The organism is Bacteroides sp. BFG-606 (assembly GCF_024788145.1).
GTDB lineage: Bacteria > Bacteroidota > Bacteroidia > Bacteroidales > Bacteroidaceae > Bacteroides > Bacteroides vicugnae.
Genome location: NZ_JANUIL010000001.1, coordinates 1,968,110 through 1,989,750, shown reverse-complemented (window position 1 = coordinate 1,989,750; position 21,641 = coordinate 1,968,110). Strand labels below are relative to the sequence as shown.

The 21,641-nt window shown below is 42.4% G+C and carries 16 protein-coding genes; all 16 read left to right on the top strand.

What is annotated here, in order from left to right:
- Positions 1-419: 419 nt before the first annotated feature.
- The 16 genes from NXV01_RS07045 (at position 420) to NXV01_RS06970 (ending at position 21,629) form a co-directional block, all read left to right on the top strand.
- Complete coding sequence (locus tag NXV01_RS07045) at positions 420-1,427, top strand: aspartate-semialdehyde dehydrogenase (RefSeq protein ID WP_004299708.1); 1,008 nt, start codon at positions 420-422, stop codon at positions 1,425-1,427.
- Positions 1,428-1,667: 240 nt separating this feature from the next.
- The gene (locus tag NXV01_RS07040) at positions 1,668-4,505 is read left to right on the top strand and encodes a TonB-dependent receptor (RefSeq protein WP_259022067.1); all 2,838 of its coding nucleotides are present in this window, start codon (positions 1,668-1,670) and stop codon (positions 4,503-4,505) included.
- Positions 4,506-4,509: 4 nt separating this feature from the next.
- On the top strand, positions 4,510-5,742 hold the full coding sequence (locus NXV01_RS07035) for a DUF4876 domain-containing protein (protein ID WP_259022066.1): 1,233 nt from the start codon (positions 4,510-4,512) through the stop codon (positions 5,740-5,742).
- Entirely contained in the window at positions 5,735-7,246 is a 1,512-nt protein-coding gene (locus NXV01_RS07030) for a DUF6850 family outer membrane beta-barrel protein (protein ID WP_259022065.1), read from the top strand. Before NXV01_RS07035 ends, NXV01_RS07030 begins: the two co-directional genes overlap by 8 nt.
- A gap of 37 nt (positions 7,247-7,283) precedes the next feature.
- The gene (locus NXV01_RS07025; protein ID WP_259022064.1) at positions 7,284-8,900 is read left to right on the top strand and encodes a fimbrillin family protein; all 1,617 of its coding nucleotides are present in this window, start codon (positions 7,284-7,286) and stop codon (positions 8,898-8,900) included.
- 203 nt (positions 8,901-9,103) lie between these two features.
- A complete protein-coding gene (locus NXV01_RS07020) occupies positions 9,104-9,691 on the top strand; it encodes a hypothetical protein (protein ID WP_004322225.1) in 588 nt (195 codons plus the stop codon).
- Positions 9,678-10,244, top strand: coding sequence for a PepSY-associated TM helix domain-containing protein (locus tag NXV01_RS07015; protein ID WP_195648819.1), 567 nt, complete (start codon positions 9,678-9,680; stop codon positions 10,242-10,244). Before NXV01_RS07020 ends, NXV01_RS07015 begins: the two co-directional genes overlap by 14 nt.
- Before the next feature lie 22 nt (positions 10,245-10,266).
- Positions 10,267-11,154, top strand: a complete 888-nt coding sequence (locus tag NXV01_RS07010; protein ID WP_195648820.1) for an ABC transporter ATP-binding protein — start codon at positions 10,267-10,269, stop codon at positions 11,152-11,154.
- Between the two features lie 24 nt (positions 11,155-11,178).
- Positions 11,179-11,847 (top strand): hypothetical protein, encoded by a 669-nt coding sequence (locus NXV01_RS07005; RefSeq protein WP_004305102.1) that lies wholly within the window; start codon positions 11,179-11,181, stop codon positions 11,845-11,847.
- A 42-nt stretch (positions 11,848-11,889) separates the two neighbouring features.
- Positions 11,890-12,924 (top strand): DUF4857 domain-containing protein, encoded by a 1,035-nt coding sequence (locus NXV01_RS07000; RefSeq protein WP_217721851.1) that lies wholly within the window; start codon positions 11,890-11,892, stop codon positions 12,922-12,924.
- 259 nt (positions 12,925-13,183) lie between these two features.
- Entirely contained in the window at positions 13,184-14,458 is a 1,275-nt protein-coding gene (locus NXV01_RS06995; RefSeq protein WP_148364244.1) for a lamin tail domain-containing protein, read from the top strand.
- 282 nt (positions 14,459-14,740) lie between these two features.
- Positions 14,741-16,141, top strand: a complete 1,401-nt coding sequence (locus NXV01_RS06990; protein WP_148364013.1) for an Mfa1 family fimbria major subunit — start codon at positions 14,741-14,743, stop codon at positions 16,139-16,141.
- 24 nt (positions 16,142-16,165) lie between these two features.
- The gene (locus NXV01_RS06985; protein ID WP_409012859.1) at positions 16,166-17,158 is read left to right on the top strand and encodes a FimB/Mfa2 family fimbrial subunit; all 993 of its coding nucleotides are present in this window, start codon (positions 16,166-16,168) and stop codon (positions 17,156-17,158) included.
- 23 nt (positions 17,159-17,181) lie between these two features.
- Positions 17,182-18,987 (top strand): FimB/Mfa2 family fimbrial subunit, encoded by a 1,806-nt coding sequence (locus NXV01_RS06980; RefSeq protein ID WP_234132565.1) that lies wholly within the window; start codon positions 17,182-17,184, stop codon positions 18,985-18,987.
- A 12-nt stretch (positions 18,988-18,999) separates the two neighbouring features.
- Positions 19,000-19,941, top strand: a complete 942-nt coding sequence (locus NXV01_RS06975; protein WP_148364016.1) for a hypothetical protein — start codon at positions 19,000-19,002, stop codon at positions 19,939-19,941.
- Between the two features lie 215 nt (positions 19,942-20,156).
- A complete protein-coding gene (locus NXV01_RS06970; RefSeq protein ID WP_258979332.1) occupies positions 20,157-21,629 on the top strand; it encodes a sodium:solute symporter in 1,473 nt (490 codons plus the stop codon).
- Positions 21,630-21,641: the final 12 nt, after the last annotated feature.

Sequence of the window (21,641 nt, the reverse complement as noted above, 5' to 3'; positions counted from 1 at the left end):
GGATTATTCAGTAGGCAAGTAGGTAACTACTTACTACTTGACTACTTACTACTTCTTTCCCACCGCTTACCTAACAGGATATATTTCATTAGTCACTTTTATTTCGTTCCACCATAGTGTCTCTTGCGGACAACTATAGTGGAACGAAGTAATATTAGGCAATAAAGAGAATCTTATCAGGCTACGGAATCAATCCGATTCGCATCGCAACAGGAAATGGTTCCCTTTGGGTACGTTTATCCCGTCCAACAACCATACCTGACGATACGTAAGGTTAAAGAAATCCTCCGAAAGGCTGAAATATTTCTCTCAAAAGCGATGTTTATATGCTAAATTGTTATAATTTTGCAGCCAAATCTTTCCGATTCGACAGGATGAAGGAGAGAAATTCAATATTCACAATTTAACAAAAGAAAAAGATGAAAGTAGCTATTGTTGGCGTAAGCGGAGCCGTAGGACAAGAGTTCCTGCGCGTGCTCGATGAGAGAAACTTCCCGATGGACGAGTTAGTTTTGTTCGGTTCTAAACGTAGTGCCGGAACAACATATACTTTCCGCGGTAAACAGATCGAGGTGAAACTCTTACAACACAACGATGACTTTAAAGGGGTAGACATTGCTTTCACTTCTGCCGGTGCAGGAACATCTAAGGAGTTCGAGAAAACAATCACCAAGTATGGTGCTGTGATGATCGACAACTCCAGCGCTTTCCGTATGGATGCCGATGTGCCTTTGGTAGTGCCTGAAGTAAATGCAGAGGATGCATTGGAACGTCCGCGCGGTGTTATTGCCAACCCGAATTGTACGACTATCCAGATGGTAGTTGCACTGAAAGCCATCGAAAAGCTTTCTCATATAAAAACCGTGCACGTGTCTACCTATCAGGCAGCAAGTGGTGCGGGTGCCGCTGCCATGGACGAATTGTACGAACAATATCGTCAGGTATTGGCAAACGAACCTGTGACTGTAGAAAAGTTTGCCTATCAGTTGGCTTTCAACCTGATTCCGCAGATCGACGTGTTTACAGAAAACGGTTATACGAAAGAAGAGATGAAAATGTATAATGAAACGCGTAAGATCATGCATTCTGACGTAAAGGTTAGTGCAACTTGTGTACGTGTTCCTGCATTACGCGCTCACTCTGAAAGTATTTGGGTAGAAACAGAACGTCCGATTTCCGTAGAAGAAGCTCGTGAAGCATTCGCTAACGGTGAAGGTCTGGTTCTGCAGGACAATCCTGCCGAAAAAGAATACCCGATGCCGTTGTTCCTGGCAGGTAAAGACCCGGTATACGTAGGCCGTATCCGCAAAGACCTGACAAACGAAAACGGATTGACTTTCTGGATTGTAGGTGACCAGATCAAGAAGGGGGCTGCCCTGAATGCAGTTCAGATTGCCGAATATCTGATTAAAGTAAAAAATATCTAATATAGCGGACTGGAAATAATATCCGGACAGCTATAGATAAGCCCAATAAATCAACCGGCTTGCAATGTGATAGTGATCGCAGTGCAAGCCGGTTTTTTATTCTCTAAGCTATAGTTAGAGGGGAAATACCTATTCGTAGGTAAGAAGTCACTAGTTATAGGTATCATAATTTGCCAAAATAACTATTTATAGCGATTGATACAAACTCGGTTTTTATCGAATTTTGCGCAAAACTTATCTATGAAATATTGTCTTTTTAATATAGCATTCTGGGGGCTACTATTTTTCAATTTATTTGAAGCCGCAGCTAATTCAAACATCTATACAATCTCGGGACGTGTGACCGAGGCAAAAACGAATTCCCCTTTACCCGGTGCTTCTATTCTCATTAAAGGTACCTATTTATGGGCTGTATCCAATCAGAAAGGAGAATTTACGATACATGGAGTACAGGAGGGAAAATACAATCTGGAGGTTTCTTTTCTTGGATATGTACCGGCAACCATTCCCGTAAATGTACGCAGCAATATCAATAACGTTCCTATCATACTCAAAGAAAATACACTTGCACTGGATGATGTGGTCGTTACTGCACAAGCACCCAAGAATGAATTAAACACCACGCTCACTATCGGAAATAATGCATTGGAACATCTACAGGTGTCGAATGTGAGCGATATCTCCGCTCTTCTTCCGGGAGGAAAGACCAAAGTACCGGATCTCACCGCCAACCATATCTTCTCATTACGTGACGGAGGGTCAACAGCCGGTAATGCCGCATTCGGAACTGCTGTGGAAGTGGATGGGGTGCGTATTGGAAACAATGGTTCGTTTGGCAATATGAGCGGAGCGGATACCCGGAATATTACTGTTGCGGATATTGAATCGGTGGAAGTCATTACGGGAGTGCCCTCGGCAGAATATGGAGACTTGAATAGTGGTATGATCAAAATTCACACCCGAAAAGGGAAAACACCTTGGAACATATTGCTGTCTATCAATCCTCGCACCGAACAGGTGTCATTCTCTAAAGGATTGGATTTAGGAAACGATAAAGGAGTCATCAACATAAACGGTGAATGGACCAAAGCTACTCAAAAGTTGGTATCTCCCTATTCTTCTTATACAAGAAGGGGATTCTCTGCCGGATATAGCAACACATTCCACAACGTATTGAGATTCGACATCGGTGTTACAGGCAATATCGGAGGAATGAATACCAAAGATGATCCCGATGCCTATTCGGGAGAATACAACAAAGTGAGAGACAACGTATTCCGGGCAAACACGTCACTCGCTTGGCTGCTCAATAAATCGTGGATAACCAACCTCAAGTTCGACGCATCGATATATTATAATGATAACAACTCCCACGCGCATACGTTCTACTCGTATGCATCGGAGCAACCGGCTGTTCATGCCACGGAGGAAGGATATTTTATGGCAAACAAACTGCCATATACTTACTTTGCCGATCAAATCATCGACTCCAAAGAACTGGATTATGCCGCATCGTTAAAATATGAATGGAACAGACGCTTTAAGACTGTAAACAGTAACCTGAAAGCGGGTATTCAATGGAAAGCAACAGGCAATGTGGGTGAAGGAGAATATTACAAAGACCCAGCATTGGCTCCGAACGGTTATCGTCCCCGTCCTTACACTACTTACCCATATATGCATAATGTTTCGCTTTATGCAGAAGAAAGTCTCTCATTTCCTGTGGGAAATACCATGCTTAGACTGATGGCAGGGGTACGTTGGGAACACTTGTTTATCAAGGGAACGAACTATAAAAATCTGAATACTCTATCTCCGCGTTTCAATGCCAGATGGCAGTTGAACGAATATATCGCTATCCGTGGCGGTTGGGGAATTACCGAAAAGCTTCCCTCTTTTTATACCTTGTATCCCAAACAGGAATATCGGGACATACAGACCTTCGGCTTTTCCTATAATAAGATTGAATCATCTTATATATATTATAGTCAGCCCTACGCGTTATTGCACAATGAGAACCTCCGGTGGCAACGGAATCAGAACGCTGAAATCGGTCTGGACGTCAACATCGCCCGTACCAGAATTTCATTAGTCGGTTATTTCAACCGTACCAAGTTGCCGTATAAATACACAAATACCTATACTCCGTTCTCCTACGATGTTCTCCAATTGCCGGAAGGATTCACTATGCCTACTAATCCGCAAATCAATGTGGACAACCAGACAGGTATGGTTTACATACGCGACAATGCATCCAGTTACTGGACTCCTATGGATGTCAAAGTGACCGACCAGACTTTTGTAAAGTCAACTTCTCCCGACAATGGAATGGACGTGATTCGTCGCGGAGCGGAAATGATCGTTGATTTCCCGGAAATTACTCCGATTCGCACGCAATTCCGGATAGATGCCGCTTATACTTATACGAAATACATCGACAACTCTTTATCGTATTATTATCAGAATGGATGGTCGCACACCAGTCTTGCCAATCGTTCTTACCAATATGTAGGTATCTACGCCAACGGCGACAACTTATCGAGTACTGCCAACGGCAAGCGTACCCACTCGCTGGATGCCAATATCACAGCCATCACCCGTATTCCGAAAGCCAGACTGATTATCTCGTGCCGACTGGAAGCTTCGCTTGTGAAGCGTTCGCAGAATATCTCCGAATACCAAGGAAAAGAATATGCTTTCAATGTGAGCGAAAGCAGCAATACCCAAACCGGAGGAAGTATCTATGACGGAGACTCTTATACTGCAATCTGGCCGGTGGCATACCTCGACCTGAATAATGAGATGCATCCTTTCACGTCAGCGGAAGCCGCAAATCCGGAATTCTCCTACCTGATACGTAAATCGGGCAATGCTTATACATTTGCTGCAGACGGATATGATCCTTATTTTTCTGCCAATATCAATATCACCAAAGAGATTGGAGACTATGTATCTCTTTCTCTCAATGCGATTAATTTCACCAACTCACGGCCTTATGTAAAATCTCATGCAACGGGTGTAAGCGCTCTTTTCACCCCGGATTTCTATTATGGACTTACTTGCCGTATCAAATTCTAACTATATGAAGCAATCCATCTACATATTATTACTGACAGTGACCGGCATCTTTGCAGGATGCACGGATATCGATAAAGAGAATCCGTATGACAACCAATTGCACAACCTGCAGGTTACCGCCGTATATCCGGACGGATACACGGAGCATCTCAGGGAAGGAGTGACCGTAAAGATTGAAGATGTCGACCGTGGAAATTCTTATAAGGCTAAAACCAACAAGAATGGAGTGGCACAATTCTCTCTGACCAAAGGTATATACCGTGTGCAAATCAGTGACAAAGACGGGCAGGATATTTTCAACGGGTTAGCTGATAATGTAAAACTGACCAGTAGTGATATATCATTTAATCTCCCGCTGATTCACTCCAGAGCCGGAACGATCATTATTAAAGAGATTTACTGCGGAGGATGTACCAAGTTACCGCTGGAAGGAAATTATCAGTCCGACAAGTACATTATCCTGCATAATAACGACTCGGAAGTGCAATATCTGGATAGCTTGTGTTTCGGAGCTCTCGACCCTTACAATTCACAAGCCACCAATGTATGGGTGACACAGGACGAAGCAACCGGAGCAACCATCTTCCCCGACTTCGCTCCTATCGCACAGTGTATCTGGCAGTTTGGCGGTACCGGCAAAACTTTTCCGCTTCAACCGGGAGAAGATGCGGTGATTGCCATCAACGGAGCAGTTGACCATGCGGCACAATATCCGCAATCTGTTAATCTGAACAAACCCGGATATTTTGTATGTTACAACAATGTTTATTTCCCGAACACGCAATATCATCCGGCTCCCGGCGATCAGATTACACCGGACCATTACCTAAACGTAGTGTTGAAAACAGGACAGGCGAACGCTTATACATTCTCCATCTTTTCTCCGGCCACGATTATTTTTAAAGCCAAAGATACCACGATACAGGACTTCGTTCTTAAAGAAGGCAGCGTCATACAGAAGCCGGGAAGCACCACCGAACGGGTGATAGCGGTACCGCTCGACTGGGTGATTGATGGGACGGAAGTGTATTATGGCGGTTCCTCCAACAATAAAAAGCGCATTTCCCCATCCATTGATGCGGGATATGTCATTCAAAGTGCCACGTACAACGGACGCAGTTTATACCGTCATGTGGATGAAGAAGCGACACAGGAAGCGGGTTATGAAGTACTGGTAGATACGAACAATTCTTCTACCGATTTTTATGAACGGGAAAAACAATCTTTGCATGAGTGAGATGAAGAAAATATATATAACAGGCCTTTGGGTCCTATGTCTGGCATCCGGAGTTTCGGCACAGACTTATGACATCATCGAACGGCGTAACTCCTGGAATGCCGGGGCAAATGTCACAGGTATCATGACGGACAGTATTTCTGCTTCCTATGCCGAACTGTACGGAAAGAATAATCACGGTGATTTCCGCAACTATTACGAAGCAAAAGAAGCATGGAGTACCGGAGCGGTAGCAAAGTCCATCACTCATCTGAAAGGTTATTCGTTGACGGGTTCGTTCTCCTTCGACCATACTTCCGGCAAGGATATGAGCGGTTCGATGTTCATCCACCCGGGATTTTATCCCGTAGATCTCCTGGAGTTCACGCCCGGACGCAAAGACTTGCAAACTTACGCTTTCATGGGTGGTATTGCAACTGATATTGCACCCAACTGGCGATTAGGAGGAAAGATTGACTTTGCCGCTTCCAACTATTCCAAACGAAAGGACTTGCGGCATACCAATTACCGACTGGATTTGAAAGTAGCCCCCAGCGTCATGTATCATTCGGGAGATATGGCAATCGGTTTTTCCTATATTCTCGGTAAAAACAGCGAATCAGTGAAAGCAGAAGTCATCGGTACAGCCGAAAACTCTTACAATGCTTTTCTGGATAAAGGACTTATGTATGGAGCTTACGAGGCATGGGACGGTAGCGGAATCCATCTTAGTGAATCGGGTGTCAACGGTTTTCCCATCAAAGAATTGTCGAACGGGGGAGCCTTGCAACTTCAATGGAAAGGAATTTACGGAGATATTGAATACACGTATTCTTCAGGTTCTGCCGGTGAAAAAGATGCTATCTGGTTTAAATTTCCCACCCACCGGATTACCTCCCATTTGAGTTATCATTTCAAACAGGGAAAGAAAGAGCATTTTCTGCGACTGAACCTGCAATGGTCACATCTGGCCAACAACGAGAATGTGATAACTAAAGAAACTGTGAACGGGATAACGACCACTTACGTACATGGTTCCAATCGTATTTTTGAGCAGGATATTTTCTCCGTCCATCCTGAATATGAATTCATAAGTCCCCGCACGGAACTTCGTTTGGGAACGAATATATCAACATTCAGACGACTGACCACACAGATGTATCCTTATGTGACTTCGGAAAAGATGCTTTGCAGCCGGACTTATATCTCCAGTGTATTTCATCTGGGGAAACTCGACCTGAAAGCGGCTGCATCCTTTGCCATAGGAAACTTTACCGGGAAAAACAGGACTACGGCAACAGATACGGAACCGGGTGATCCGCCTTATCGGCTGACTAATTATTACCATCTGAAAAATGAATATGCAACCGCCCCGCAGGCGACATTTCATCTCGGATTGCGCTACCATTTCAACTATGGAATTTATGCGGAAGTACAGGGTAGTTATACGCACGGTTTCAACCTGCAATATATAGATGGTTCGAACCGTTGGAACGAGGCTGTCAAATTAGGATATACTTTTTGAAAACAATGAATATATATATAAACTAAATTATTAAGCAATGAAAAAGAGTTTGACATTTATCTTCGCAGCAGCACTTTTGGTATCTTGCCAACAAGAGGAGAACGAAGCTACGACTCCTGCAAACAGTCGTATTACTATCTCTCCTATTATTACACGTGCTACGGAAGTTAACTTTGAGACCGGAGATAAAATCGGTGTTACAATCACCCAAAACGGTGACTTCGTATATGCGGAAAATAAACTGATGACATACAATGACGGAGTATTTGCAGGTGATTTACTTTGGTATCCGGAAGGAAATGACAAATCGCAAATACTAGCCTATTATCCTTACAAAGAGGGTAACACTCCGGTTTCATTTACTGTAGAAACCGATCAGACTAGTGGATATGGAGCGTCAGATTTTATGGCAGCAAAGAAATCGGATGTACTTCCGACTACCAACGTTATAAGCATGAACTTCAAACACATGTTTACTAAATTGGTGATTAATGTAACGAAGGAAGTAGAAGCTAACATCTCGTCCATCGCATTGAAAGGTTCTATCCCGACCGCGACTCTTGATTTGGCTGCTCTCACAGTGACTGCTGATGCAAACGCCTCTGCTACAAGCATTGTTGCACAAGCCGTTAAAGCGAATGAGACATACCGTGCTATTATCGTTCCCCAAACAGTAGCCTTGACGCTTGAAGTAGCAACATCCGACGGCAAGACCTTATCACAGAAGCTCACATCTACCACTTTGGCACAAGGAGGACAATACAGTGTGAACATTCGCGTGTTACCTGACGATATAGAAGTCAAACTTAGTGGTGACATTGAAAATTGGACAGATGAGGGCGAAATCGGAGCTGATAATGAGATTTCTTTCGAGGAGCATCTCGATCAGAACTATTTCCTGTATGACAATGTGAAATATAAGACTGTAACTCTCTCAAACGGTACGACATGGATGGCTGAACCACTTTGCTATTTACCTAAAGGATATACACCCTCTACTGATCCGACAGCTGATTCACATATTTGGTATCCATATGAGATTGTTAACAATGTAGCCGTAGCCACAACAGACGAAAGTGCTATAAAAGAATTAGGCTATCTTTATGATTTGCAAGCTGCGCTAGGTGGTAAGGAAATTACTGAAAATAATCTGAAAGACTTTGAAGGCGCACAAGGTATCTGTCCGAAAGGGTGGCACATACCGACGCAAATGGAATATTTTAATCTTGTTGGCAAAAGCAACAATGATGAAGATGGAAATACTCCAGCAGATGGTGATAAAGCTCTCTTTTATGATGCAATCTATGATGGAGCTAAAGTACTGTCACTTCATAATGCAGGATTCAATTACCAATTTTCAGGAGTGCGTATGGTGGCAAATTTCGCATCTACTCCAAGTTACCAGAAAACTGTAATATCCAGCACTACTAGTACAATAACCGAGTGGATTGGAAAACCAGCATTGAATTATTATATGACTTCAACTCCATATAAAGCAATACTTAATGCTAACAACGAACTTACCAACATACAATTTTTTGCATTAATGAGTACGTTTACTTCCAAATATTTGGAAGGCAGATTAACGTTAGGTTATATCAGCACCAAGTCCGGTATGCAACTCCGTTGTGTAAGGGATCAAGCCGGCAACTAAAGGGCTAACATTTGTTTCACACCGGGAAACCTTTAGTTCCCCTAGGGGGAAACAATAGTTTCTCGGTGAGGAAACAACAGTTTCCCGGCATGAAACTCAAAGTCCCAAGTAAGGTTAAGACTCCTCGCCCGTAAGGCGAACTATGATAAGCTATAAACAAACGATAAACAGATTACAAACTATATAAAAACGAAGCAAGAACAATGAAAACAAAAAAGCTAACAATCGCAATTGCCATCGTGGCAATGACTTTTATCGGAACTTCATGTGGTAACAAACAACAAAAAAGCGCATCAGAAGCGACTACAGAACAGTCTGCTTCTTCCGCTTTGGAAATCGACTCTCTCCTTGCCAATGCCGAAAGCCTTGCAGGACAAGAAGTGACCATTGAAGGCGTCTGCACACACACCTGCAAACATGGAGCAAAGAAAATCTTCCTGATGGGTAGCGACGACACCCAAGTGATCCGTGTAGAAGCAGGAACCTTGGGAGCATTCGACCCTAAATGTGTAAACTCCATCGTTCGTGTTACCGGAACACTGAAAGAACAACGCATTGACGAAGCCTACCTCCAGAACTGGGAAGCACAACTCAAAGCACAGGCTGCCGAGAAACACGGAACCGGTGAAGCCGGATGCGACTCTGAAAAGAAAGCACGTGGCGAAACAGCCAACAGCCCCGAAGCCCGCATTGCAGATTTCCGTGCAAAAATAGCCGACCGCAAAGCAGAGACGGGAAAAGAGTATTTATCTTTCTATTTCATGGAAGCTAACTCGTATGAAGTGGAGTAGTAACATCCGTAAGTGGAGTCGACTCATACACCGTGACTTATCATTTTTCTTTTCCGGAATGGTATTGATATATGCCATTTCCGGAATTGTAATGAATCACCGTGACACGATTAACCCGAACTTCTCCATCACACGGAAAGAGTATAAGATAGCAGAAAAGCTACCGGATAAAGCAGGAATGAACAAGGAAGAAGTACTCACCCTCTTGGAACCGTTGGGAGAAAGCGGCAACTATACCAAGCATTACTTCCCGAAAACGGACGTAATGAAAGTATTCCTGAAAGGCGGATCCAACCTCCTCGTAAATGTGAAAACAGGGGAAGCGGTATATGAATCCGTCACCCGTCGTCCGCTTATCGGAGCAATGTCCCGCTTACATTACAACCCGGGACAATGGTGGACTTACTTTGCTGATATTTTCGCTATCGCTCTTATTATCATTACTCTTTCCGGCATCATCATGCTGAAAGGAAATAAGGGCATTATCGGCAGAGGAGGAATCGAACTAATTGTCGGAATCTTGATTCCCATTCTTTTCCTTTTCTTCTTTTGAATAGAATAACAGATAAAATCAAATGGAACATATTATCGAATGTAACAACCTGACGCACTATTATGGCAAACGGCTGATTTACGAAAATCTTAGTTTCACAGTACCCAAAGGGCGCATCCTGGGACTGTTGGGAAAGAACGGTACGGGCAAGACCACCACTATCAATATCTTGAGCGGTTACCTGAAGCCTCGTTCGGGAGAATGTCGCATCTTCGGACAGGAGATACAGACAATGGCACCGGCTCTGCGTCGCAATATCGGACTGCTCATCGAAGGTCATGTGCAATACCAATTCATGACCATCACCGAGATAGAGAAATTCTATGCAGCTTTCTACCCCGGTCAATGGAAAAAGGAAGCCTACTACGAACTGATGAATAAATTGAAAGTAGCCACCGGACAACGTATCTCGCGTATGTCCTGCGGACAACGTTCACAAGTAGCCCTCGGACTGATTCTCGCACAGAACCCGGAACTTCTCGTACTGGATGATTTCTCTCTCGGACTCGATCCCGGCTATCGTCGCCTGTTTGTCGATTATCTCCGCGACTATGCCCGTTCAGAAGGAAAAACAGTCTTCCTGACCTCGCATATCATTCAGGACATGGAACGGCTTGTTGACGACTGCATCATCATGGACTACGGAAAGATACTGATTCAGAAACCAATCGCCGAACTACTGGAAAAAGGACGTCGCTACACCTTCACTATTCCCGAGGGCTACGAACTTCCTGCATCCGATGATTTCTATCATCCTTCTGTCATGCGGAACCAGTTGGAGACTTTCTCCTTCCTTCAACCGGCAGAAACAGAAGCCAAACTGAAATCCATGTCAGTGCCCTACACTAATTTTCATAGTGAACAGGTGAATCTGGAAGATGCATTTATCGGCCTGACAGGCAAATACTAGAATCGTTGATAATTGATAAAAACAATGTACGCTATATTTTATAAAGAATGGATAAAGACACGGTGGTATTTTCTACTTGCCGTGCTCGCCACACTTGGTTTTACAGGCTACTGTATGCTCCGCATCAACCGGGTGGTAGAAATGAAAGGGGCTGCTCATGTGTGGGAAGTGATGCTGCAACGAGATGTCATCTTCATTGATATGTTACAATATATCCCTCTGATTGCGGGAATTTTGATGGCTATTGTTCAGTTTGTTCCCGAAATGCAGCGCAAATGCCTGAAACTGACTCTCCATCTGCCTTATCCGGAGTTGAAGATGACAGGTAATATGCTACTTTCGGGATTAGTGTTGCTACTTGTCTGCTTCGCTTCCAATTTTCTGTTGATGGAAGTATACCTGAATGGAATACTTGCCCATGAACTGAAGAACCACATATTGCTCACCGCTTTAACGTGGTATCTTGCCGGGATTTCCGGTTATCTGCTTGTGGCATGGATCTGCCTCGAACCGGCATGGAAACGTCGTATTCTGAATCTCATTATCGCAGTATTATTACTCCGAATCTTCTTTCTGTCGCCCACACCGGAAGCATATAACAAGTTCCTCCCTTATTTAGTGGTTTATACTTTGTTGACAGCTTCTTTCTCGTGGCTTTCTATCGTACGATTCAAGGCCGGAAAGCAGGACTAGGAACAATTAAAAATTAAAGACTAAAAATTAAAAGATTGAGTAATGAGACGTTTCAGTACTATATTATTATATGTAACCATCGCTTTTCTGCTTCTTTGGCAGTTGCCCTGGTGTTACAATTTCTTTGTCGTAAAGCCGGAGAAGACTCCCTTTACCCTGTACAGTTTCGTAATTGGCGATTTCGCACAGATGGGACAGGAAGAGGGAAAAGGAAGTGTACGTCGCGACCTGGCTGGTAATATTTATTCGGAAGCAGCTTTCGACAGTATCCTGCCTATGTTTTATTTTCGTCAGTTGATGTCTGATGAGCGTTTCCCGGATACCATTAAAGGGATAGCAGTAACTCCTAAAATGGTACAGACGGAGAACTTCAACTTCCGTAGTGTTCCTTCGGATATCAATGCGCCTTCTATCGGACTTTATCCTCTGATGGAATCCATGTCGGGACGTGTAGACCTGAAAATGCCGGATGACGTATTCCGCATCACCTCCAAAGGAATCGAATTTATCGACATGGCCTCCAACAGCGTGAAGGAAGACAAGAGTCTTCAGTTTACCGAAGCTATGACTAAAAAGGATTTCCACTTTCCGGCAACGGAAATCGTAGGAAATCCAACAGTGAAAAAGGAGTATGACGAAGGTTATCTTCTATTGGATGCCGACCGCCGTTTGTTTCATCTGAAACAGGTGAAAGGACGTCCGTATGTTCGTGCCATCACCTTGCCCGAAGGACTGACACTGGAACATCTGTATCTGACAGAGTTCAGAAACAAGAAGACACTTGCTTTCATGACCGATGTCAACAATGCTTTCTATGTACTGCAAAACCGGACATACGAAGTGGTAAAAACAGGAATTCCTGTATTCAATCCCGAAACGGATGCACTAACCATCATCGGTAATATGTTCGATTGGACGGTACGTGTGACTACCCCGACCTCTGATAATTATTACGCATTGAATGCCGACGATTATTCATTGATAAAAAAATTAGAGAACGAATCGTCCACTCATTCCATGCCCGGTATTACTTTCACATCTTATACAGATAAATATGTAATGCCACGTTTCGAATAATATTCCAATATTAAATGTAACAGTTGTAAAGGACTATCAAAAGCCAATCTATTAAATAGGACTTCAGATAGTCCTTCGCTGTTTTCTGTCCATGTATTTATAGAAAACAAAAAGAATTACAATCTTTTCTTCTGTAAGTATGGTCTTTTTCCGGCAAGAAGGTTTATCTTTGCTCACTCATTCAAATATTCAAGCCGCAATTGCTTCTGCATTATACACAAACAAATACGGTAAAATAAAAGCTCAAAATCAAAACCGTATGAAAGTTTATAAAGTATTTGTTTTCCTAAGCCTCTTCATGATGTTATTCTATCATTGTTCACTTCCTGCTGATGACGAAGAAAAAGGAGATGTAGAAGGAGAAGATACGGCTACTTCCGAACTTCCCTGGGAAGGAGAAACAGATAAGTTCACCATCAATTCTAAAGAAGGAATTCATCTGAATGATCCACAAGAAGATGCCGGAGCGGCTTATGTCACCATACCGTCCACTTCGGTGAAGAATACCCGTTGGGAATTTGGAGTTCACCTCACATTCAATCCTTCCGCCAACAATTATGCACGGTTTTATCTAACCTCATCCTCCAATGTACTTTCCGGTAAACTAAACGGCTATTATATTCAGATAGGAGGCTCCAAAGATAATGTAGCTCTTTACCGTCAAAATGAAGACGGTTCCAAACTACTGGCTTCAGGCAGAGAACTAATGAAAGGCAATAACTCACCGAAGTTATCTATCAAAGTAGAATGTGACAATAACGGTTACTGGACCTTTTGGACACGTCTCGAATCAGAGAATGAATATGTAAAAGAGAAGCAAGTGAAAAATATAGATATACCGACTTCGCTCTGCTGCGGTATATACTGCATCTACACCAAAACCCGTTGTAAAGGATTTACATTTCATCACATACAGCTATCTAATGACGTAGAAACGACCACCACGCCCGACGGAACGACTGAAGAACCGGGAACAGACATACCGGATAATCCGGACACACCCGAATTACCGGAAAATGTGAGAGGCATGCTTCTTTTCAATGAAATAATGTATGACAATGCTGCTGATGGCGCAGAATATATAGAAATCTATAATCCGACCGAAACAACAATCAGCGTACCATTCCTCTATCTATATAAAATGTATAAAGATGGTACAATATACAGTACTACTACCCTTCAAAATGAGAATACTTCCAGCCCTCTTAGCATTCCATCCAAAGGATATCTTTGTTTCACAAAATACTTCAACAAGGTAGTTCAAAAACATAAAGTCGGAGGAGAAACTCTGATTATAATACCGAACTTCCCTGCTTTAAGCAATGATGGAGGTTATCTGGCACTTTCAAGTAGTAAAGAGACAGCAGCAGGACATACTTTTGACACTTGTTGTTTTAGAGATGAGATGCATACATCAGAAAAGCCAACCGGAGTTTCACTCGAAAAGAAATCCCCGGAGTTGACCTCCCTCAATAAGAATTGGCATTCATCGAAACACGTCACAGGAGGTACACCCGGAATAAGAAATTTATAAGAGTAAGTTTTATCAAATTTAGAATTTAAAGTCACTGTTTCGTGATTTTTCTACTGATAAATCTGACGTTGGGGGATTTGTTTCCACCTTAAATGAAGATTTAGCTTCAGATATATATATGAAAATGGAAAACTTTCTTTTAATCAAAACTGTTATTGATGATAATCACTATTACTACATGTAGCCAATAATTTATGAGAGAAACAAAACACAGGCATTTTATTACTAAATTCTTAATTAAGTAAAGGGTGCTTTATTATTTTATTTTAAAAATTAGGTATTATGAATATCAAAATATTTTTATCAACCCTTGTAATGGGACTCTGTTCCATTGCTTGCAGCGATGACAACGTCTCAGAAACAGAAAAACAACAAGAAGGAAAACCTACATACGTAAACTTGTCGGTCAGTCTTCCCGGAAGAACAACGAGCAGGGCACTTCCCGGTGATTATAATAATGACGGGACTTATGAAGGGCTAGACAGCTTGCAAACACTCGATGTATATATGCAATCGGCAGACGGGACTGTCGAGGCCAAACGTTTCACCGGATTGGATATTTCACATACAGGAACGGTAGTGTCTCCGAGCCAACCGTTCAGAACCACTTCCGGATACAAGACTATCTATATAGTCATAAATAATCCGAACCCGCTGGGAACTGTCATAACGACCGAGCATGATCTTATAGCAACGGATAATCTGGCTCAGGTAGTAACTGCCAATGGAAAAGAGTATGACCTGATTACGATGACGGGGAAATCAGCAAATGTGTACATACAACCTGATGTCCCCATACAGGATGTAGCAAAGGGCAGCAATAAGATAGCAGTAAGTGTAGACCGTATGGCATCGAGAGTCATTGTGACTACTACAGCCTCAGCAGATCTTATCGATGAAAATGGAGAAAAAATAGGTTCAGTCTCCGATGTAAACTTCTCTGTAGCCCAAGGTACCAACAAGATTTACTGGCTCAGTCAACCTAACTATGTATCCTATGGAAGCGAATACGTACCAGCATTGGGTGAATATGCAGGTCAAGCTGACACTTATTATGACTATTCCAACCTGTCCGTAAAGAATGCTATTCCTCAGAAACCGGTTGACGCAGACGGTTACAAAGCCCTGAAAGGTCAGTTTCTGTTTGAAAACACCCATACAGAAGGGAATTTGGAAAGCACACAGTATAGAAAAGGGAATACTGCCTACATCTTGGTCAGAGCCAAGTTTACTCCAGAAGCAAACGCTATAGCTGATGGCGGAAGCTTGACAGGAGGGACCTTCTATGTAGGTCAGACTGACGGAAAAATCTATTCTTCCAAACAAGCTGCACTCGCAGCTTTCCCTAACCAGAAAGTAGCCACTTATGTCGGTGGCAATATGATTAACTATGCCTGGCTGAATCCTGATGACTTGGTGAAACCGTTGAATTCTCCCGTCCTGAGAAATAACATTTATCATGTCAATATCACAGGCTTCAAAAGACTTAGTTACAACTGGAACCCATTATTTCCGGAAGACCCCAATACTGCAAATCCGCAGAATCCTGATCCGAAACCGGGTCCTGAGGAACCGGAAATACCCATTGATCCTGTTGACCCTCTGACTCCCGAACAAACCAATATGTCTGTTGAGGTCAATGTTCTGCAGTGGACTACACATTCTTATGACATTGAATTTTAATATATTATACTATTCCGGACACAGATGGATAACCCGATCCGGAATAGTACAAGCATATTAATCGTTACTAAAATTAATTTTATGAAATTATGTTTTCAATCAGTTTTGTCGATAAGCATAATCTTCTATTCACTTTTTCTTTCCGGATGTATTAGGGATGATACCGATTGCTATTATTCTCCGACGCTCATAGTATCTCTATATTCCATGTCTCCTTGTGAGACTGATACGGTTTATCCGACAGGAATCAAAGATATAACATTATGTGTATTTGACAAGAACGATATACTGGTAGCATATGTCCATAAGGATAATGTGACACTAGGAAAAGGATATACAGAGGAAATAACCGTTACCGAAAAAGGTATTTACACTGTCATGGCATGGTCAGGGATTTATACAGGATATTTTGACCTCAACCAGCCACAATTAGGGCAAACCACGAAAAAAGACTGGTTATTCCACCTGAAACGTTTGCAGAATATAGCCGTATCAATAGAAGGAATACAGGTTTATGCCGGTGAAAGCCGTGCTGTCTATATGGATGGCGCAATCTCCCGCTCGGAAAGAGCCTCAGTCAACCTTCAGGAGATTACAAACCGGCTTACTGTTACTATAGAAGGACTTAACAGGAATGAAGAGGAATATGAAGTTTATATTGAATCGGACAATGGTTCCATGCAACTGGACGGAAGTATCGCCGAAGATGAAATCGTAAGATTCAACCCTATGATCTCAATTAATAACGGGCGGCTGAACGAGAGGTTTTCTCTTCTGAAGCTTGAAACAGGGCATAATAATACGATAGTAATCAGGCATAAAATCAGCGGAAAAGAACTTTATAGAGGTAGCTTGTTGGGAACTCTCTTGTTGAAAAATCCTGAAGTGAATTTAGACTGTGACCATGATTTTATCATTAGGTTCACGACACAAGACCAATGTGAGTGTGGGACTTATACCATTCAGGAGATATGGGTGAATAATTGGCTGGTGCACAGTTATGATACAGAGATATGATTTCCGGCTATTAATACATGAGAATGATGAAGTTGATAAGAAATAACATACTATATATATATTGTCCGGCTGTTTTGTTTTTCATCCTGATGGCAATGAATGGTTGCTCGGATGAAAAACGTATTGAGGGTGGAACGGATGAGTATGCTCATATAGCATTGTCAGTCCGTACTTCAGCATCCAGCATTAATGATGACACATATTTCTGGGAGGATCGTGTCGATGAGCTCCGGATGATTGTCTTCGAATCCGGCAGCGGCTCTGTCGTTTTCAACCAGCAACTCTACTTCCCTGATGGCTTTAAGGCAAAGAGTCGTCCGGTCACTATCAAACCGGGGACGTACGATTTCTATTTCATAGCCAATGAATCAGTATATTCGGGAGATTTTGTTCCGGCTTTACTTGATATAACCAACAAATCGGATTTAGCTACTGATGCAAGATTTAACGGTATGATCTATAATGCCGGATTCCAACCTGACGGAAGTACTCCGGAAGGACGTTTTCTGATGTCGGCCATTTATGAAAATATAACTGTAGTCAAGGGCGGTACGGAGCAAGCTCCCATATCATTGCCCCTACCCACAAGCAAGGTGGAACTAATAAGGGCGATGGCGAAAGTGGAAGTCATTTTCCGCAAGAAAGTGCCGGGCAGTACCCTTCCGGATCGTGCCGTGACTTCTGTTCAACTGAAGAATGTTGCTTCCAATTTGTCCGTACCTCCTTATGACAATTATTATGCAGGAGGCAAAAGTTCTTCACCGGAAGCATCTCTTTCGGAACTTGATTTCCTGAATGACAGCATAGGAGCCGTCGTATTCTATATTCCCGAATTGCTCCTGCCCGAAAGCGGGACAGAGTATACAGAATTATATATCAACAATAAAGGATTCGCAATGCAAAGTGATAGCGAAAAAACGGGTATTACAGCCCAAAGACGTTCTGTTCCGGCTTTGTCGGACAACAGCGTGATTCGTAATTATCATTATATCATAAATGCATATATCAATTCTGAAGGAGGGGTAGAAACACTGATTGAGGTGGAACCTTGGAAAAAAGACACATATACGTATATATTTCAGGGAAATGAGCAGATTGTGATTCCTCCGGTATTCCCCACAGATTCAAGTATCGTTATGCCTACCGATTGCGGTAAAATTGAGTTGATGGCAAGAGATGAAGTTTTGCCGCAAGGGTTGCAAGGAGCTTATGGGGATGAAATTATTTATTATGATCCTGCAACCGGCCTACCGGGCATCAAGGAAGGGAATCCACCTTACTATTGTGAGAAAAAATATGGCAAAGGGTGGCGCATGATTAATTCCTGTGAGTTAATGTCTTATATGGCACTGCTTGACCAGACGTATACCATATGGATGTCAAATACTTGGGATGCTCATACTTATAATATGGATCACCCGCAGGCACCTGTCCCTTATTATTCCCTGCATTTCAGGCGAGCCGCCCAATCCCTGCTGGAAAAACTGACAGGAGTGGACTTGTCGGCAACCGTATTGAAAAATGAGAATAACTGGGAAGACAATATCAGTGACAAGAAATTGGGAGTGGTAGACACCTATTACACCCCCGGAGATATCAAAGAAAGAGTAGATGATTATCTTGAAGGATGGCCGTTTCCAGCTCCTCCCGGCACGTCTGCCGGTGATTCCTGGATTTACAACGAAGCGGCTATTCAAGTAAAGGCATTCTGGTATTCCAGCGGATACGTCGATTTGTCCAAGCGTGCTAATTGGTATAAAGTATTATACGGAAACTTCCAACGGTATGATTTCCATGCTACGACCCGTTGTGTAAGAACTGTTGAATAGGAGAAAAGAAGTATGTATAGACTGATTTTTATAATCTCGATGATATGGCTGTGTAATGTGAGTTGCAGTGACGATCATATGCCCGAACCGGATATAAATAAAACTGCGTACATTAAGATCCGGCAGAACCTTTTTAGAAGTGCAACCATGGTAGACGAAGACAATCTTGAGAGCGAACAGACAATTAAAACAATTGCCTTATTTCTCACCGAGCCTTCCTCTACCAAGATTGTTTACAAATATATCAATATTGGTTCAATGGATATGGATAAATATAAACTGGTTACTCTCCCCCTTCAGGAATCCGAACTCGGGAAGAAGGATATTTATCTGATAACTAATTATGGGAGTACAAATTTATCTGCGGTCGAGACAATGGACGACATTAAGAAACTAAATACTCCTGCTGTGGATAAAAACCATGTGCTAGACCCGAATGAGGGCTTTTGTATGTATGGAAAATTACTGAACTTTGACTTTACCAATACAAACTCTTCGGCGATTGTGAATGCGGAACGTACTTGCGCCAAGTACAAGATCACACTTACATTTCCGGAAAATCCGGTTTTGAGCACAGATAATACATTTGTCATTGCCAATGAGGCAAGTTACACCCATATCGTTGACGGTTTAAGAGGCGGTATTCAGGACTCTGACTATTTTAACATTGCCAGTCCCCTGGCCCTCGAACCGGATGGAAGCGGAAAGTATATGAATACTGTTTATATGTATGAAGCGGAAAAGGCTCCGCAGATTTATGTATATACCCGGATAAACAACTCTTCCGTGAAGCAAGAGTTTTCGGTCGACCTGCCGGTACCGTATCGGAATTATATGTATGATATAGATATACAAATCTATGAGAACTACAATTCACGTACAACAAGAGCAGATATTAAAGAACCTCAATACAGCATAAAAACGACAGTAAAAACCTATCTTTCAAACCACTAAGAATCCAGTCTGTGGCTATCTCCACCGACGAATCTTGATTTACGGATGTTATAGAACTTCCGGCAGGATGAAATATACCTTCATTTATCACATCTGTTTATTAGATTGTATCATTGAAAACAACTATCTTTACCACGTTTTATTTAGGACATACAATAACAAGTACTATGAACAGATTGGGATATTTCATCCTCAAATGAATTTAAACAGCAGATATGAGTCCAGCCGTTATATCTATTACTATTGTGGCATACTTTATCATCCTGTTCACTATCTCTTATATAGCAGGACACAAAGCCGACAATGAAGGATTCTTTGTAGGAAACCGTAAATCAGCCTGGTATATCGTTGCCTTTGCCATGATCGGTTCCACCATTTCCGGAGTCACTTTCGTTTCCGTTCCGGGCATGGTACAGGCAAGCAGCTTTTCTTATCTGCAGATGGTGCTGGGATTCATAGTAGGACAAATTATCATTGCGTTTGTACTCGTTCCTCTCTTTTATCGTATGAACCTGGTTTCCATTTATGAATATCTGGAGAACAGGTTCGGAAGCTCCTCCTACCAGACGGGGGCATGGTTCTTTTTTATTTCAAAGATGTTAGGGGCAGCTGTCCGGCTCTTTCTCGTATGTCTGACATTGCAGTTTCTTATCTTTGCTCCTTTTCATCTTCCATTCCTGTTGAACGTGATCCTTACGGTATTTATCGTATGGCTTTACACTTTCCGCGGTGGAGTGAAATCATTGATATGGACGGATGTTCTAAAAACATTCTGCCTGGTAGTGTCGGTTGTACTTTGCATCTATTATATTGCTTCCAGTCTGCATCTGAATTTCAGTGGTTTGATTAGTACGATTTCAGACAGTGACTTTTCCAAGACATTCTTTTTTGACGATGTCAATGACAAACGATACTTCTTCAAGCAATTCCTGGCAGGTGTATTCACCGTTATTGCCATGAACGGACTCGACCAGGATATGATGCAGCGCAATCTTAGCTGCAAGAACTTCCGGGACTCACAGAAGAATATGATTACCAGTGGAATCTCACAGTTCTTTGTCATTCTGCTTTTTCTGATGCTGGGAGTACTCCTATATACGTTTACAGCACAGCAAGGCATTGAGAATCCGGGAAAAAGCGATGAGTTGTTTCCGATGATCGCTACCGGAAATTATTTTCCCGGCATAGTCGGAATATTATTCATTATCGGACTGATAGCCTCCGCCTATTCTGCAGCGGGTTCTGCCTTGACGGCACTGACCACTTCTTTTACTGTAGATATTTTACATGCACAGAAAAAAGGAGATGCGACACTTAGCAAGATACGCAAACATGTACATATCGGTATGGCAATTGTGATGGGGGCAGTCATTTTCGTATTCAATTTGCTGAACAACACCAGTGTGATTGATGCGATTTACACATTGGCCAGTTATACGTATGGTCCTATCTTAGGGTTGTTCGCTTTCGGCATCTTCACCAAGAAACAAGTTTATGATAAATATATTCCGTTGGTAGCTATCGCTTCTCCTATTCTTTGCTATATCCTGCAAAGAAATTCGGAAGCATGGTTCAACGGTTACCAAATTAGTTACGAGCTGCTATTATTTAACGCTGCATTTACTTTCATCGGACTTTGCTTCCTCATTCGAAAGAAATCAACTATGGACAATACGACAGTTCTTTAATATTAAAATCAA

Excerpts from the sequence above, each read along its gene's own strand:
- NXV01_RS07045 (WP_004299708.1), top strand. The coding sequence starts at position 420 with ATGAAAGTAGCTATTGTTGGCGTAAGCGGAGCCGTAGGACAAGAGTTC.
- NXV01_RS07040 (WP_259022067.1), top strand. The coding sequence starts at position 1,668 with ATGAAATATTGTCTTTTTAATATAGCATTCTGGGGGCTACTATTTTTC.
- NXV01_RS07035 (WP_259022066.1), top strand. The coding sequence starts at position 4,510 with ATGAAGCAATCCATCTACATATTATTACTGACAGTGACCGGCATCTTT.
- NXV01_RS07030 (WP_259022065.1), top strand. The coding sequence starts at position 5,735 with ATGAGTGAGATGAAGAAAATATATATAACAGGCCTTTGGGTCCTATGT.
- NXV01_RS07025 (WP_259022064.1), top strand. The coding sequence starts at position 7,284 with ATGAAAAAGAGTTTGACATTTATCTTCGCAGCAGCACTTTTGGTATCT.
- NXV01_RS07020 (WP_004322225.1), top strand. The coding sequence starts at position 9,104 with ATGAAAACAAAAAAGCTAACAATCGCAATTGCCATCGTGGCAATGACT.
- NXV01_RS07015 (WP_195648819.1), top strand. The coding sequence starts at position 9,678 with ATGAAGTGGAGTAGTAACATCCGTAAGTGGAGTCGACTCATACACCGT.
- NXV01_RS07010 (WP_195648820.1), top strand. The coding sequence starts at position 10,267 with ATGGAACATATTATCGAATGTAACAACCTGACGCACTATTATGGCAAA.
- NXV01_RS07005 (WP_004305102.1), top strand. The coding sequence starts at position 11,179 with ATGTACGCTATATTTTATAAAGAATGGATAAAGACACGGTGGTATTTT.
- NXV01_RS07000 (WP_217721851.1), top strand. The coding sequence starts at position 11,890 with ATGAGACGTTTCAGTACTATATTATTATATGTAACCATCGCTTTTCTG.
- NXV01_RS06995 (WP_148364244.1), top strand. The coding sequence starts at position 13,184 with ATGAAAGTTTATAAAGTATTTGTTTTCCTAAGCCTCTTCATGATGTTA.
- NXV01_RS06990 (WP_148364013.1), top strand. The coding sequence starts at position 14,741 with ATGAATATCAAAATATTTTTATCAACCCTTGTAATGGGACTCTGTTCC.
- NXV01_RS06985 (WP_409012859.1), top strand. The coding sequence starts at position 16,166 with ATGGATAACCCGATCCGGAATAGTACAAGCATATTAATCGTTACTAAA.
- NXV01_RS06980 (WP_234132565.1), top strand. The coding sequence starts at position 17,182 with ATGATGAAGTTGATAAGAAATAACATACTATATATATATTGTCCGGCT.
- NXV01_RS06975 (WP_148364016.1), top strand. The coding sequence starts at position 19,000 with ATGTATAGACTGATTTTTATAATCTCGATGATATGGCTGTGTAATGTG.
- NXV01_RS06970 (WP_258979332.1), top strand. The coding sequence starts at position 20,157 with ATGAGTCCAGCCGTTATATCTATTACTATTGTGGCATACTTTATCATC.